Annotated in this window: 15 protein-coding genes; 2 read left to right on the top strand and 13 right to left on the bottom strand. The window is 36.6% G+C overall.

The window, feature by feature from the left end; all coding sequences use genetic code 11:
* Window positions 1–9 precede the first annotated feature (9 nt).
* From der to prsW, 8 genes are all read right to left on the bottom strand, one after another.
* Entirely contained in the window at window positions 10–1,320 is a 1,311-nt protein-coding gene (der, locus tag C1N55_RS08180) for a ribosome biogenesis GTPase Der (protein ID WP_137728366.1), read from the bottom strand.
* Window positions 1,321–1,882: 562 nt separating this feature from the next.
* The gene (gene rpsA / locus C1N55_RS08175; protein ID WP_137728365.1) at window positions 1,883–3,028 is read right to left on the bottom strand and encodes a 30S ribosomal protein S1; all 1,146 of its coding nucleotides are present in this window, start codon (window positions 3,026–3,028) and stop codon (window positions 1,883–1,885) included.
* A gap of 127 nt (window positions 3,029–3,155) precedes the next feature.
* Entirely contained in the window at window positions 3,156–3,830 is a 675-nt protein-coding gene (gene cmk / locus C1N55_RS08170; protein WP_137728364.1) for a (d)CMP kinase, read from the bottom strand.
* Entirely contained in the window at window positions 3,770–4,033 is a 264-nt protein-coding gene (locus tag C1N55_RS08165) for a hypothetical protein (protein WP_168193823.1), read from the bottom strand. The genes cmk and C1N55_RS08165 overlap by 61 nt, the downstream gene beginning before the upstream one ends.
* Before the next feature lie 50 nt (window positions 4,034–4,083).
* A complete protein-coding gene (locus C1N55_RS08160; RefSeq protein ID WP_137728362.1) occupies window positions 4,084–4,743 on the bottom strand; it encodes a flagellar brake protein in 660 nt (219 codons plus the stop codon).
* Window positions 4,744–4,922: 179 nt separating this feature from the next.
* Entirely contained in the window at window positions 4,923–6,212 is a 1,290-nt protein-coding gene (locus C1N55_RS08155; RefSeq protein ID WP_137728361.1) for a PepSY1/2 domain-containing protein, read from the bottom strand.
* Between the two features lie 12 nt (window positions 6,213–6,224).
* On the bottom strand, window positions 6,225–6,992 hold the full coding sequence (gene sleB / locus C1N55_RS08150) for a spore cortex-lytic enzyme (RefSeq protein WP_240758479.1): 768 nt from the start codon (window positions 6,990–6,992) through the stop codon (window positions 6,225–6,227).
* A 239-nt stretch (window positions 6,993–7,231) separates the two neighbouring features.
* Window positions 7,232–7,906 (bottom strand): glutamic-type intramembrane protease PrsW, encoded by a 675-nt coding sequence (gene prsW, locus C1N55_RS08145; RefSeq protein ID WP_137728359.1) that lies wholly within the window; start codon window positions 7,904–7,906, stop codon window positions 7,232–7,234.
* An 84-nt stretch (window positions 7,907–7,990) separates the two neighbouring features.
* Here prsW and C1N55_RS08140 point away from each other — a divergent pair, with 84 nt between their 5' ends.
* Together C1N55_RS08140 and C1N55_RS08135 are read left to right on the top strand one after the other, a co-directional pair.
* Complete coding sequence (locus tag C1N55_RS08140) at window positions 7,991–8,959, top strand: asparaginase (protein ID WP_137728358.1); 969 nt, start codon at window positions 7,991–7,993, stop codon at window positions 8,957–8,959.
* A 217-nt stretch (window positions 8,960–9,176) separates the two neighbouring features.
* Window positions 9,177–9,404, top strand: a complete 228-nt coding sequence (locus C1N55_RS08135; RefSeq protein ID WP_137728357.1) for a hypothetical protein — start codon at window positions 9,177–9,179, stop codon at window positions 9,402–9,404.
* A 37-nt stretch (window positions 9,405–9,441) separates the two neighbouring features.
* On the opposite strand, the gene tcuA is transcribed toward C1N55_RS08135, so the two are convergent.
* The 5 genes from tcuA to C1N55_RS08110 all read right to left on the bottom strand — a co-directional run bounded on the left by tcuA (window position 9,442) and on the right by C1N55_RS08110 (window position 16,206).
* Window positions 9,442–10,959 (bottom strand): FAD-dependent tricarballylate dehydrogenase TcuA, encoded by a 1,518-nt coding sequence (gene tcuA / locus C1N55_RS08130; RefSeq protein ID WP_240758409.1) that lies wholly within the window; start codon window positions 10,957–10,959, stop codon window positions 9,442–9,444.
* 24 nt (window positions 10,960–10,983) lie between these two features.
* Entirely contained in the window at window positions 10,984–11,823 is an 840-nt protein-coding gene (locus C1N55_RS08125) for an alpha/beta fold hydrolase (RefSeq protein ID WP_137728356.1), read from the bottom strand.
* A gap of 17 nt (window positions 11,824–11,840) precedes the next feature.
* Entirely contained in the window at window positions 11,841–12,803 is a 963-nt protein-coding gene (locus C1N55_RS08120; protein WP_137728355.1) for a VOC family protein, read from the bottom strand.
* A gap of 116 nt (window positions 12,804–12,919) precedes the next feature.
* On the bottom strand, window positions 12,920–14,113 hold the full coding sequence (locus C1N55_RS08115) for an acyl-CoA dehydrogenase family protein (protein WP_137728354.1): 1,194 nt from the start codon (window positions 14,111–14,113) through the stop codon (window positions 12,920–12,922).
* Between the two features lie 254 nt (window positions 14,114–14,367).
* Window positions 14,368–16,206, bottom strand: coding sequence for a XylR N-terminal domain-containing protein (locus tag C1N55_RS08110; RefSeq protein WP_137728353.1), 1,839 nt, complete (start codon window positions 16,204–16,206; stop codon window positions 14,368–14,370).
* Between the last annotated feature and the right edge of the window lie 92 nt (window positions 16,207–16,298).

Genomic DNA, 16,298 nt, shown 5'->3' with positions numbered 1-16,298 from the left:
TCAATTCAATCAATCGCGTGCACGAGCGATTAATCGAATCGGTGTTCCTTCAAAATCAAAGGTTTCACGAATTCGGTTTTCAAGGAATCGTTCATAAGAGAAATGCATTAATTCCGGCTCATTTACAAAGGTAACGAATGTTGGTGGTTTTACAGCAACTTGAGTCGTGTAGTAAATACGTAAACGTTTTCCTTTGTCTGATGGTGCAGGATTTCGTGCAACCGCATCTTCAATAACCTCATTTAATATTGAAGATTGAATTCTCATTGCATGATTTTCACTTACACGTTGTACAATGCTTAAAATTTGATGCACACGTTGCTTCGTTTTAGCTGATACGAAAATAATCGGTGCATAATGTAAATATAAGAAGTGCTCGCGGATTTGTTGAGTGTAAAGATTCATTGTTTTTTCATCTTTTTCCACTGCATCCCATTTGTTTACCACGATCACGACTGCTTTACCTGCTTCATGGGCATAACCTGCAATTTTCTTATCCTGTTCCTGGATACCTTCTTCACCGTTTAATACAACTAAAACAACGTCGGAACGTTCAATTGCTCTCAGTGCACGTAATACAGAATATTTTTCTGTCGATTCATACACTTTCCCTTTTTTACGCATCCCAGCAGTGTCAATGATAACATACTCCTGTCCATCATAAGAGTAAGGTGTATCGATTGCATCACGTGTTGTTCCTGCTATATCACTAACAATAACACGTTCTTGTCCTAAAAACGCATTAACTAGTGACGATTTCCCAACATTAGGGCGACCAATTAAACTAAATTTAATCGTTTCTTCTGAATATTGTGCTTCATCTTCTTTAGGGAAATGTTTCGCACACTCATCTAATAAATCTCCAAGCCCTAAACCGTGGGACCCAGAGATCGGGAATGGTTCTCCAAAGCCTAAAGAGTAGAAATCGTAAATCATTTCACGCATGTCAGGATTATCAATTTTGTTTACTGCTAATACAACTGGTTTTTTTGTTTTATATAAGATTTTAGCTACTTGTTCATCGGCTAATGTAACACCTTCACGTCCGTTTGTCATAAAGATAATAACATCGGCTTCTCGAATAGCAATCTCAGCTTGCCCGCGAATTTGTTCTAAGAAAGGTTCGTCTCCTATTTCAATTCCACCCGTATCAATGATATTAAATTCATGTGTTAACCAATCTGCCGAACTATATATGCGGTCACGTGTTACTCCTGGAATATCTTCCACGATTGAGACGCGTTCACCAACAATACGGTTAAATATTGTGGATTTTCCAACGTTCGGACGACCTACGATGGCGATTACTGGTTTTGTCATCTGTACTTCATCCTTCCAATTTCTTATCTTTAGTATTATACACGAAAATATAAATTATATCATTTTTTCAATTCTAAGCAATTCTTTCTTGGAAAACTTAGGTGATTGCTGAAGTATATGGAGAAGTAAAATGGCGGTGGAACAGATGGGTAGACTTTTTCGATAAAGCGGGCGCTGTTGGGAGAAGAGACGGTAGGATAAGTGTTGATAGAATTGTAATGTAGTTTGCTAGGGGGATGAAGTCATATAGATGAACTTTTGCCAGTTGAAGGAGAGCTGAAACGCACCTTGGATTTTATTTCCCTTCAAAGTATTTCATCCTCAACCTAAGATTCAGTAATTGTAAGCCCTTCTTACTTTCGTCAATTTTAGTTTCTTACTCCCCACCTGTATTATAGACTCAGATTAACCCGAAATGAATACTCCTACATAGCTTAAGATAGGACTACATATATTTCCACCAAAAGTCATCCATCATCTTAAATCCTAATACTATAACACTCACCCCTTCCAAAATAAAAAAGACGCACCCAAATCGGTACGCCTAGTATCAGAAAACATATTATTTATTAGTAAAGCCTTTTAGTTTGTCTCCAATAACATCGCTTAGAGAGAAGCCAGTTGTTTCTTCTGGTAATTCATAGTCGAATTCTTCTTCTTTTTCAGGATTATTTTGGAGTTCTTTGATGCTTAGTGAAAGACGTTTTTCATTAGCGTTCACATCTAACACTTTCACTTGAACCTCGTCACCTTCTTTTAAGGCTTCATGTGGCGTGTTAATATGCTTATGTGAAATTTGTGAAATGTGAACTAACCCTTCAACTCCTGGTAATAGCTCAACAAATGCACCAAAGGATACTAAACGTCTTACCGTCCCTGTTAATACAGCACCTTTTGTCACATTTTGTGCTACATTTGCCCAAGGTCCAGGTAAAGTATCTTTAATTGATAAAGAAATACGTTCATTTTCTGGGTCAACAGATAGTACTTTTACTTTTACAGCTTGACCCTCAGATAATACTGTACTTACGTCATCAACATGGTCATGGGATACTTGCGAAATGTGAACTAATCCATCCACACCACCAATATCAACAAATGCTCCAAATGGTGCTAATCGTTGAACAGTACCCTCTATCATATCACCAGCGTTAATTTCGTCTAAGACACGCTTCTTATTCGTCGCTTTTTGTTGTTCAAGAACAGCACGGTGAGATAAAATAAGGCGTCCTTTTTCTTTATCTAGCTCAGTAATTTTAAAAGTTAATGTTTTGCCTTTATAATCCTCGAAATCTTCTACGAAATGATCTTCCACTAGAGATGCAGGAACGAAGCCACGTACACCTAAATCAACAACTAGGCCACCCTTCACAACATCCTTTACTTCTGCTTCGAACACTTCTCCTGATGCAAATTGTTTTTCAAGTTTATCCCAAGCTTTTAACGCATCCACTTTGCGTTTAGATAATACAAAGTTTTCTTCTTCTACTTTCGTGATCATCAGCTCTAACTCATCACCAACTGATACTACGTCAGAAGCTTTTTCAATGTGTAAGCTTGAAAGTTCGCTGATTGGTAAAATCCCATCGAAAGGAGCACCTTCAATCGAGATCGTTACTGCTTTTTCATCTACTTGAGCAGCAACACCTTTCACAATATCTCCTTCTCGAAATTCTTGGTTTGATCCTAAGTTCATTTCTTCAGACATATGTAACCCTCCTTCGCATCTTCCAATTTCTATTTTATTCTAAATTGTCCATAAAAACAAAAAATTTTCCTCTAATATCGGAAATTTCATTAACTTTTTACAAAAAAGCGCTAAATTCAGATTTATATTATGCCATTTTTTGTTTAGCTAATTTTAATATTTCGTTTGCAGCTTCTTCTATTGATAGCTCAGTTGTATCAAGATAAATGGCATCTTTTGCTTGGATTAGTGGCGATGCTTCTCTTTGGCTATCAAGTTTGTCGCGTAAGGCAATTTCTTCCTGCAGTTTTTCGATTGTAGAAGGTATTCCCCTTCTTTCATTGTCAAGGAATCGGCGTTTAGCCCGTTCCTCAACGGAGGCAGACATGAAAATCTTCAACTCTGCGTCCTTTAGTACATGTGTTGCAATATCTCTGCCATCCATGACGATTCCACCACGTGCTGCAAGTTCTTGTTGTTTTGCTACAAGAATCTTGCGGATGTTAGCATGTGCTGCCACTTCACTTACGTTAGCTGTTACTTCGTTTAAACGAATTGCTTCGGTTACATTTTCCCCATCCACAAAAACAAGTTGTCCATCTGATGAAGGTTCCAGAATAATCGAAGTGTTTAATAACATTTTTTCCAGTGAGTTTGCATCACTTAAGTTTATGTTTTGAGAAATTGCTTTATTCGTAACAGCTCTATACATTGCACCAGTATCGATATAAGTAAAACCTAAGCTTTCTGCTACAATTTTTGCTATTGTGCTTTTTCCAGCTCCAGCTGGTCCATCGATTGCAATTTGAATTTGTTTATCCATAAAATCCCTACTTTCCTACGATATTGTACCATATTCATTAAGTAATTACTTAGTTGATACCCTTGTGATTCTTTCATATTTTTGTTACTAACTGAACTTTGGTTGAAAGGAAAAAAGCCTTTCTCAACCACTGATTCCAAATCCTCTTTTTCAAATGAACTCATTCCGACATAAAGCAAAAATATGAACTTTTTTTCTTCCATAGAAAATGCCCCAATAGTTTGCCTGCACAAACCATTGGGACAGCATTGTTTTAATTCATTGTATTTGCTTCTAATTTTCTTCTATTCAAAAGCTGTCTCTCGAAACAAAAACGGACTATATATTGCTTTTCAATATTCTCTGTATCTGTAAATTGAAGGGAAGCTAATGTAATACGATTTTTTACAATGATTCGAACAACATTGGCACTCGTTTTAACATAACGAATTTCCCCATTCATAAAGACAAGAACAATCGTCAGATTAACGCTCTCGCCTTCCACAAACGGAACGTCTTTATTTAAATGGATTGCCAACCCACCTGCGCTAATATCCTCCGTTACAAATTGGAAGAAGTTATTATTATACTCAACTGCAATGTCGACAGGGGTATTAACTCGAACAAATTCCCTTCTTTGAATTTTTACAAATTCTTCAGAAGGAGGACAGGATAGCATGATAGTAGGTATATTCCCTAATTTTCTGCCTAAAACTTCTGTATTAAATGCATAGCTTACTTTATCTTCTGTCATGAATGTTGCTCGAAATTGAGCGCCATCAACTAAAAAAGCCGTTTTATTTGTCTCAATGTTAACGGGATAGTCAATATAATATATGTTATTTTCTTGCTCTACTATTTTACAACGGAATTTTTCGACTCTATCTGTATAAGTAGGTTCTAATGTCAATGCAGTCCCTAGCTTTAGTTGCATAATCTTCGCCTCGCACAATTATAATATTTTAATTATTGCACGAAAAATACTTTTTTTCTATATCATCAGAAGTTTTTACTTCAATCTCTTGGATGTATTTGTAGTTCTGTTACTAAGCATCCACGAGATTGAAGTGCTTAAACTTTGTGCCGAAGAAGTGCTGTATTCGTAGACTCAGATTAATTCATATATTCAACCTTTAACACATCATGGTTTTCTGCATCGACAACAACGCGGAATGTTTCATTTTGACCATTATCAAAACGTGCAATTACTTGATAACATTTTCTAAGTTGGAATGCTTCATTTTCAGTATAAATTAACTTTTCTTCTTCAACCTTAGTACCGGGTCTAAAGAATGCTTCCCAATCAATCGGTTCTACTTTCTGATTTTCATTTATCTCTTCTTTTTGAACATATTCCATTGCGTTCAACCCTAATAGTTCTCCACTATCCTTTGATATTTTTACTTGAATGCCATCAGGGTAAACAAGTGCTTTATCTTCCCCAACAACTCGAGCTAAAGACAAATGCCAAGCCTGATGATTTTCACGCATTTCAACCAATTCTAAATCTGTATATCCTGCCAGATTTAAAAATTCAGTTACCTGATCGCGAATTTGTTGTTGTGTCACTCCAGTTTTCTCTTGAACTGGTCGCTCTGATAAGAATGATAGTATATTACCGCCCTTTTCCGTGATATCTGCATATCCAATTCGGCTTCCCTTTACAAATTGGATGTGATAGAAAGGATATGGGGCATCATCCTTACTCTTTGTTACCGTGTAAGTGGCATCTTTAATGCCAGGTATTAATAATTCGAGCTTTTCAATAGCTTGATCTTTTGTTATTTCTTTATCATCCAAATTTTGAAGCTCTCTTTTCTTTAACCAATCAGATTCACTGGCTGTTAATGGGAAATCAGTTTCCCCATAAGATTTTAGATTTGCTGCAACATTCTTGAATGGAGATTCATTTGTTTCCTTTTCAGCAACAGAAGCCCATTCTGTAATACTCGCATCATTTTGATAAAAATTAGCTGTTGCAACAGTCCATTCATCTGCTAAGGCTTGTAAGTTTTGATTTACCACGGACATTCGTTTATGCCATGCTTCATAATCGCCATTTTCAGATGCATATTTGGCTTCTTCCCCGATATTGCCAACATATCGAAGCCATTCATTTGATACTTCTCTGCTTAATGGAAGGCTACTGATAGTTGAGCGAAATTCGTTACTGACGCGCCAAATATTATCCAACTCAATTTCTAGTGCTTCTTGGTCTTGGAATAACAGTGATTGTGAAACAGATTGTTGCAAATTCGATAATTTCTCTGAAGCATTTGTTAGAGAATTCGTATATTGTGCCTGTACGGTTTGTTGTAAATGCGTATTATCTCTTCTCACTTCATAAGAATATAATCCTAAAGCTAACACGGCAATGGAAAGTAAATAGATAGCACTCTTCATATTGTCCCTCCTTTAATAGCAGAATATATGTTCACCAATTTGCTTAATTTGTGGCCTAGACCAAATCCACTTACTCGTTGCAGTTTTTGGGTTGAAATAGTAAAGTGCATTTTCAGTTGGGTCCCATCCATTCATAGCATCTAATACTGCTTCTTTTGCTCTCGCATTTGGAGTTAACCAAATTTGCCCATCGGCAACAGCTGTAAATGCGCCAGGTTGGAATATTATTTCAGATATTGAATTTGGAAAATCCGCCGATTCTAATCGATTTAAAATAACGGCAGCTACTGCTACTTGTCCTTCATATGGTTCGCCGCGTGCCTCACCATATACAGCATTGGCCATTAACTGTAAGTCGCGCTCTGAGTATTTCACCGGAAGCTGAACATCAGTACTTTCAGATTGCCCAGCACCTGCACTCGTTTGTTGGGCTAATGGTATTCCACCATAGTGGGTAAATCTATTTCCTTTTTCAATCTGCTCATGTACCCAATCTCTATGGTATTCAGAAACTCTAACTAATGAATCTTTTGACTTGGATCCCGCCACTCCATCAACACCAAGACCATATTGATCTTGGAAATTTCGTAGAGCCCAATATGTCCCATATCCAAAAATCCCATCAATCTTACCTTTATAAAATCCTAGATACTGTAATCGAGCCTGTAACTCAATTACATCATCTCCAAATGCTCCGCGTTCAATGGTTTGTCCCGAAAATGCTAATGGTTCATTTGGCTTTATGATCGTAAGTGTGCCAAATATTAAAATGATAGTCATAAAAATACTTCTTACCATTTATTTCACTCCTTTCTCATAGCATGTAAAAAAGTTTCACTTTTATACGTTTCCAATCAGAAAAATCATATAAAGCTAAAAGTTAGAAAAAATTTTAAACGATTTGATAAAAACAACTCAAATTAAAGTAAGTCCGAGTTGGTTGGTATCCTTCAACTCAAACCTGTTTTATCCCCATAAAAAAACCCTTATTTTCATAATTCGAATGAAAATAAGAGCTTTTAGATTTTATTTTGTTCAAATAAATGTTGAACGAGATGCTGATGGGCTAATTTGACCTTCTTCAAAGCAAACCACCATAAGAACAGCATGAAAGGTGCAATTAGGTAAACCCAGTAACCTTGAAATGTTAAAATGGAATTGTAGGTTATATGTAATGACAATGGTGCGAAAAGAGAAAGAATTAAGTACTCTACTTGTTTATCATTATTTGCAAATTTACTTTTACCATAATAATACCCCATTACAACACCGAATAAGGCATGGCTTGAGACAGGCAAAATTGCCCTTACAATCGCAGTATCAATGCCAAAAGTTAGTAAATATAGTACATTTTCTACCGTGGCAAATCCCAGCGAAACACTGGCACCATAGAGAATCCCGTCATATGGATCATCAAATTCAATATGCCTGAAAATAAGGGTAAAGATGACAAGCCATTTAAAAAACTCTTCCAACCCACTCGAGAATAAGACATCTGCCAAAAATGGATTTGTAATGGCTTCCTCTTCTTTAACAACATATTGAATAAACATAATTGGGAAAGTAATCAATGTCCCAAAGAAGAAGGCTTGTAATAACGTTTTTCTTGGTTCTGTCGCCATTTGATTACGCAAATAAAAATAGCTTAACAAAGCCAATCCGGGAGCTATTGCAGCGGATAACAATATTAACATGGGCTACACTCCTTCCATAAAACCTCATTAATGTTATTATAACATTAGTAGCATTAGAAAAGATGGTTAAGAGAGGTTTTTCCTATGAAGAAAAATATTTTATTAATTCATACTGGTGGAACAATTTCCATGAAAATGAATGAAACAGGCTCCGTACTACCGAACGAAAAAAACCCGCTTCTCGGTGTGAGTGAACAGCTTGCAAAATACGCAAGCATCGTAGAAATGGAAGCATTTAATTATCCATCTCCACATATTACCCCAAAGGAGATGCTTTATTTACGAGACGTTTTACAACAATACGCTAATGAGCATTCTGTCGATGGTGTAGTAATCACCCACGGAACGGATACATTAGAAGAAACAGCCTATTTCTTGGATTTAACAACTCAATTTGATTTTCCGATTGTTCTAACTGGTGCGATGCGTTCGTCCAATGAACTCGGGGCAGATGGGGTTTATAACTTAGTTGAAGCAGTCCGCGTGGCATGTAGTGATGAGGCAAGAGACAAAGGAGTTCTCGTTGTCATGAATGATGAAATCCACCAAGCATTCAACATTACCAAAACATCTACCTCTAGCGTAAATACTTTTCAGAGTCCGCAATATGGCCCAATTGGTTTAGTGACAAAGAAAATGGTCCATATTCACCAAGCACCTGTTAATCGCCGCTATGTGGAAGTTAACTCCATCGAAAAACGAGTGGCATTATTAAAAGTATATGCTGGAATGGAACGAGATTTGATCGAAGCTATCCTAACTTTACGCTATGACGGAGTTGTCCTAGAAGGTTTAGGACAAGGCAACGTCCCTCCAGATGTAGCAGTAGGTATCCAAAAATTACTCGATGCAAATGTCGCGGTTATCCTAGTCTCTCGTTGCTTCAATGGTATTGCTGAAGGCGTCTATGGTTACGAGGGCGGAGGAAAAAGCTTAGAAAATATGGGTGTAATCTTCGCTAATGGAATTAATGGACAAAAAGCCCGCTTAAAACTGCTGATTGGTTTAAACCAAGAAAATACGCCAATTGATTTAAAGGAGTTTTTTAATTAAAGAGCTACGGCAGTTGCTTCGTTTACAAAATAAAAAACATAAAAAGTTCTTCATCCTTTTTTAATTAGGTTGAAGAGCTTTTATTATTTAGCTGGTTTACCTGATGTGAAGTACTTTATAAACAATAATCGCTCATAAATATGTATTATTTAAACACAAAAAAATTTGGTTTTATTTAAAAATCTTATTTGCTACCCTAGTTATAGGAGGGATATTCTTGAAGATAATTAGATTAATTATTTCATTAGGAATCATTGCGATTTCAATTTATGGTCTAGCTACTAAAGACTTTTCATACGTTGCTTTCGCTCAATTACTATTAGGCTTTCTTTTCCTGCTTTTAGGATACGATGAGATAAAAAATAAAAAAACTGGTTGGGGAGCTTATTTTATAATAGGAGCGTTCTTAATTATTCTCATGGCAATCTTCACATTTATCGGATAAAAGTAGCTACTGACATATTTAGTAGCTACTTTCATAATCATAATGCTTGCACTGTTGACTCCGGTCTATTTAGAGCAGATCTTGCTGCGTTTTCACCGGCTATTTTACCAAAGACAGAGCCCGCCATTAAGCCTGCTCCACCTGGGTAGTTTTTATAAAAAAGGCCGCCTACCACCTCGCCTGCAGCGTAAAGTCCGTTAATACCTTCATATAATATACTTTGAACCTGTGCATCTTCATTAATTTTGACGCCACCGTAAGTAAAAGTAATGCCGCATGTTACGGCATAGGCTTCGAACGGTGCAGTATCAATTTTGTTTGCCCAGTTACTTTTTGGCACTGCCAGGTCTTGTGTTTTTCGCCCATCTTTAATAGTCGGATTAAAAGGAACCGATTCGTCAATTGAATTGTTGTAGGCTTGTATTTCCTTTAAGAAGGATTGTTTTTCAATTTCTCCGATTTTATCGGCTAATTCTTCAAGAGAATGCGCTTTCACCTTTGTCACTTTTCTTCCTTTATATTCTTCACGTAAAAAAGGCGAAACCTTGGCATCAAAAATTTGCCATGCACAATTATTTGTCTGTTCTAAAATCATTTTTCCATACTTCGCATAGGTATAGTTTCTAAAATCGGCTCCTTCATCGACAAATCGCTTGCCTTCACTATTAACTATAATGCCAAAGGGATAGCTAAGTTTTTGGAATCCTTCTTCAAAATCAGGCAAATAGCGATCTCCTGTAACTGAGTGTGCTTGTGACCAATTTCCAGCAGGCAAAGCTCCAATATCGAGTGCCATTTGAATGCCTTCACCAGTATTATACTTACTTCCCCTTGTATGAACTAAATCCCATTTTGGCCCTAAATATCGAGTACGCATTTCAACATTTGCATGAAAACCTCCTGAAGCTATAACCACTGACTTTGCCTGAATTCGCTTGGTCTTTCCTTTTTCTTTAATCACGACTCCAGCTATTCCTTCATCTGTATGAATGAGCTCGACAGCCATCGTTTCATATAAAATGGAAATCCCATTATTTTTAGCTTCTTGATGAAGTGTTTCTACTAGACCTTGACCACCACCTACTGCTTCTAAAACCATCCCGCCCCAAAATTTAAAAATACCATTGACTTTAAAGGCTTGCCTTCCATAGATAGGAATAAAGCGAACATTATGTGTGGTTAACCATTTCATAGTCTCGTAGCTATTTCCAGTAAGAAGGCTTGCGAGAGTTGCATCTGTTTTATAATCAGTCATTCGACAAAGATCATCATAATATTGTTCTTCAGAGTAGCTACCGAAATCTGATATTTTAAGATCCTCAGCATCTATATCTGGAATAATTTGCTGGATTTCTTGATTGTTATTGTAAGCAAAACGTATCGAACCATGTGTATACGTTGTATTGCCACCCTTTTCCTTTTCAGGTGCTTTTTCCAATACAATTGTTTTTGCTCCGTTTTCCTTTGCAGCAATTGCCGCACACATAGCAGCATTACCCGCACCGATTACCACCACATCAGCCTTATATTCAAACTCCGAATTCATTTCCCCCATCTCACTTCCCTTACCGATACAAACTTATAATTTTCCTGAAAAGAATGTGTGAATCAGGTGGTTAAAACGATTTTTCTCTTCTAATTGAGTCCAGTGACCGCATTGACCAAAGATATGCAATTGTACATTTTTAAGATGATCTGCTAAATAATAGCTGGATTCAATTGAGCAGACTTTATCATTCAAGCCATGCACTAAAAGTACTTTATTATTTATGCGATTTAAGGCGACAGTTGGAATAGGTACTGCAGCTGTTGCAAAGATAGAATCGTTCGAACGTCTAACTTCTGGTCTCATGGCATTCTCATAACGAGTATCTGTTATAGATTCTATAAGCGGCCACATTTTTTCAACATCATAGACAAACCAACTCATTATTTGCTGTAGTTTTTTCTTAGAAGGATTATCATAGAAGCTTTTTGCTCGAGCAAGTTCAAAGCTCATCTTTGTATTGGGTGTACCACCTGGGCCCATTAGTACAACTTTATCGAATCGTTCCGGGTACTCAAGCAGAAGCTCTAATGCGATTGAACAGCCTAATGAATTTCCTACGAGATGTACTTTTTCTAAATTCAGTTTATCTAGTAATTGAATCGTTTGGTTAATCCACTCATCCATCCAGGCTTGTCGATTTTTTAATGGCACCTCTGGATGGCTACTATTTGCAAATCCATATAGATCAGGTGCAAGACATTGAAAATCTTCACCCAAAGCTTCAAGTGCAGGTCTCCAGTTTGCAATGGATGTAACCCCAGGACCAGAGCCATGTAAAAATAGGATGGTCTCGCTATTTCCTTCCCCAGAACGGTTTAAGTATGTTTCAAAGTTATCAGTTTTCAGTATACTGCTTATAACACTCACCATTATTCCCACTCCCTCACTTACGCTTCTATTGTATATTTGACAATCTCTTTAGCAGAAATGCTATCTCCCCAATAGGTATTTCCCTGTGCTCGTTCGGATTCTTTCCATGCAATTGGCTCCCAATCCGGCTCAAATATTAAGTAACCACCGGTAAAGATTTCAACTGTACAGCCACTGCCTGGATCTGCAACATAAAGATACAAAGCTTGTGAAATACTATGTTTCCCAGGACCACAAATTGGAAGATTGTATTCTTTGCATATATCAGCGGCTCTTAATACATCCTGTGAATCATCCAACCAGTAAGAAAGATGATGCAGGCGAGCATTTGTTGGAATTTCATTCTTTTTACGAGTAACGAGAGCGACATCATGAACGAGCGGTGTGACACTCATCCAACCAGCAAGGATTTGTTCACCTTCATCTACCTTTAAATACTCTCTTAGCTTAAATCCTAATATCTCCTGGAAAAATTTATAAGTTACTTGCCAATCCTCGGATGTATGAAGATTTACATGATCAATCCTTCGAGGCGAGATTCCTTTAGCCCAAGCTTTATAGGTTTGATTTTTTAAAACGGATTTCCGGTGCTCTGAGGCTTTTGGTTTTTGAACATCATAGTATAATTCAAAGGTATGGCCACTCGGAACCTTAAAACGAATAGCTTCACCAATTCCTGGAGTTGACCAAGGAGCAATCGTTTCAACATCCATTCCTTCGTTTTCTAATAGGTCTTTAAATGCAGCCACGTCTTTTTTTTCTTTCGTACGCCAACCAATGTACTTGACATGTCCATATTCACCTTGTTGAAGCGATAAGGTATGATGCTCAAAATCCCCCCATGCTCGCAAATAATACACTCCATCCACAACCTGAGTTTCCTCTAATCCAATTACTTCTTTAAAAAAGACTAATGATTTCTCTAAATCCTGTGTAACTAGAGAAATATATCCGAGTTTCGCTATTTCAGGCTTTGTCATAAAGATACCCCCGCATTATTGAATCGATGAATTAAGTTCAAAGCAAAATAAAAAGGGACGAAGGAAATATGCCAAAATCCCTTTAATATTTTTTGTAATCGCATTCAGAAAATTGGTTAATATCTTATTGCATTCGTCTGTAAGCCTGATAGCTCACGACCATAGTTTTCCAAAGTAATAATTGGGGATAACGAGCGATGAGAGTGTAACGTTAAGAAATCACGAATTGTACGCTGCATTGGATGCCCATCATATACAAACCCTGAACCGCTACCTGCAAGTAATAAATCCAATGCCTCTTTTAACAATTTGTTGGCATAACCGATATCAGCAAGTGCTTTAACCCGAGCTTCTCGTTCCATATACTTTTTCTTACTAGCCCAAGCGTCGATTAAATCTGCTAAACCGTAGAAATAATGCTCAGCTGTTTCAACTTTTAAGGAAGCTTCAGCTAAAATTGCATGCGTACTTGCCGCATCTTTGACAAATTCAACACCCATATGTGCTGCTCTTCTAAATGGAAGAGATTCTTTGAAACTCTCCAACGCATTTTTTAAAACACCTAAACCAGGTAATCCAAGAGATAAAATTAAACCTGGGAATAATGCAGAATGATAGAGTGGAATATCACGTAAATGTGTTGATTCAAAGTTTCCATTTAATGCCTCGCTAAATGACGTAATTCGATGATCCGGTACAAATACATTTGTCATTTTGACACTGTTGCTTCCAGTTCCTCTTAAACCCAGCGTATGCCAATCATCATGAATTTCTAGCTCTTTAAATGGTACGGTCATTAGCTTCTGATCAATCAATACGCCCTCTTCGTTATAAATCGGGAAACCAAAATAGCCCCAAGTTGCATGTAGAGAACCAGAACAAAACATCCAAATTCCTTCTTCAATTAAATAACCGTCAGCAACTTTTTTCACAATACATTTTCTAGGTTCATAGACACCTGCGAACAATACTTCTTCTGGATGTTCTCCAAATATTTCATCGTGTGCCTTTTCTGTGAATGACTCTGCTACCATTAATTCACGGATAGCGCAAAGTGCAACAATCCAACCAGTAGAAGCACATCCACGGGAAATTTCTACTACCGCTTCACTATATGTTCTTAAATTAAGCTCCTGGCCGCCATATCGTTTAGGACGCAGCATCGTAAATAATCCCCCTTCTTTTAGCTCTATAATTGATTCATCGGGAATTCTTCTAATATCCTCTGTTTCCTGAGCACGCTCTTTTAGTTTCGTAACAAGTGATTTGGCTACTTCCACTGGATTCTTTTGCTTTAATACTTGACCCATATGCTACACCCCTCTTAAGAATATGATTTACTTAATACAAATTTATAGATTTTTGTTAGGGAATGTAAGGTGAAAAACCTTTCAAGAGTGAAGGCATTTTTCGGTAATTTTTGTTGGTTTTTAAAAAATTGGTGAAAACGTTTTAAGTCAGGTAAATAAATAGAAAAGGGCATTTTATCTGGCAGAGTTCACCCGATAAAATACCCTTAATTTCAATAATATTTTACACATTCTTTTAGTAAGCTAACCTGACATTAAGACACATCAATATCCCCTAAAATTTTGAGTGCATCTAACATCAGTAATAATTCATAAGCAGCAATTGGATTTCGCAATTCTTTATTTAGTAGTTTTTCAATCTTTGAAATTCGATACATCAGGCCACTCATCGATAAAGAAAGATCACTGATGGATTGCTGCAGATTCCCTCCATTCATTAAAAACACGTACATGGTTTTTAATAGTTCGTCTCTCTTTACTTCTTTTAACTGTAAGATTGGCTGTAATTCTTTTTGTGCCTTACGTCGGATTGTGGACATATTTTTTGAGTTGATCAATGTCCCAATAATGTTCGCATCTTCAAAAAAAACAATTGAATCTTGATTGTTAATGCGAAGGACGATTTGGGATTCTTCTAGATTCTCTGCAATGCTATCAATTAATTCACTTTCATTACTAATTCCAATACGGAAATTCACTTGTCGAAACTGATTAATTAAGTGCCTTAAAATATTTTCAAGCTTAAAATTTAAGTCATTCACTTTCGGTAACAGCATGACAATTTGGTTTTCAAATTGGGTAATCAAAATTTGATAGCTTTGCATATCTAGATATCTTGTGATTGACTGAATCACTTGGTCATGAAAGTCAATATTATTAGTATCTCGCTGGTCAGAAGAAAATTGTAAGGAGGCAATATAAAATGGTTCCTTAAGGTCAATTCCCATATAATATCCTCTATATATGATATTGGACACCGAAGAATATTGTTTTAATAGTAATTGCTCTAAAAAATACCCCTTTATATTTTCTACTCCCTTTATACTTGCCTTTTCAGTTAAAAAATAAATGGCAGCTGAACTTGCAGCTCGCTGTAAAAACATTAGGTCCTTTTCAAGTTTGATTGATTTGTCAGTATAAATAAAGGTCATGTAGCCAATCGTTTGATTTTGAACAACGATTGGTGTGACTAGGCGATTGTGCAATTTCCCTCGAATAATAAAGGTCTTATCATACGCAGCTGATTGGATTTTTCCACTTCGCGTTCTTGAAATATAACTTAAAAAGTCTGTATTCAATGTCTCATAAGTATCCTGTTCAATTCCTACATAAAGTCTCGCCTGAAAATTTAAATCCTCTATAGTAACAGGTATATCAAGTGTTTGGGATACTGTTTTTATGACCTCTTCAATCGAATGTCCCTCTGATAATTTTGTGGTTAATGTATCATGGAAAGTAGATACCTTTTCAATATAGTTCTTTTGATCAAGTAATTGCTCATAGGTAAAATTCAATTCATCGATGAAGCTGCTTTCCTTGTACAATTGAATTTCTTCCTGCATATCTGGATCGTCCTGCCACTCTTCTTCTAATCTCATTTCGTAGCAGCACTCATCATGCCCCATAGCACGACATTTGACTTCCTTTAAAAAGACCTTCCTTTTCGTAATCATCGAAGTGAACCCACTACCAAGTCCTGCTAGAGTATGACAGACTGGATAATTTGAAAGACCATGATTTTTAATATGCTCCTTTACTTCAAAGGAATCAATCCATTTCCCCGTTGCATAGATATAAACAACTTCTCCATTCTCATCGGTTTCTAAAGTTCTTTCAGAAACCATTTTAGAAATTTGCCCAGTTTGTAAATGCAGAAGACCACCTTTACTTAGCATATCTTCTAAATTCGAGGGTTCCCGTAAGACCTCTTTTGCATTGGCTACACCTAGATTCCAGCCATATCTCAATAGAAAGGCCTTGGCTCTCTTCATCCCTAAATTACTGATTAACTCTTTTCTTAATAATCCAAAGGTTGCGGAGGTTGTTGATATTTTTTTGTCTTCGTAATGATTAGATGTCTCTGAATTTACCATAGAATCCCCCTATTCTATACAAACCTTATGAAATATATATATTAACCTTAACGACATAATATGATAATTAACGAGAAAAAACTAGATGTTTT

Origin of the sequence: Lysinibacillus sp. SGAir0095, assembly GCF_005491425.1 — a bacterium.
GTDB lineage: Bacteria > Bacillota > Bacilli > Bacillales_A > Planococcaceae > Ureibacillus.
Note: the sequence above shows the minus strand (reverse complement) of the source record. Positions and strands in the feature narration are given on the sequence as shown.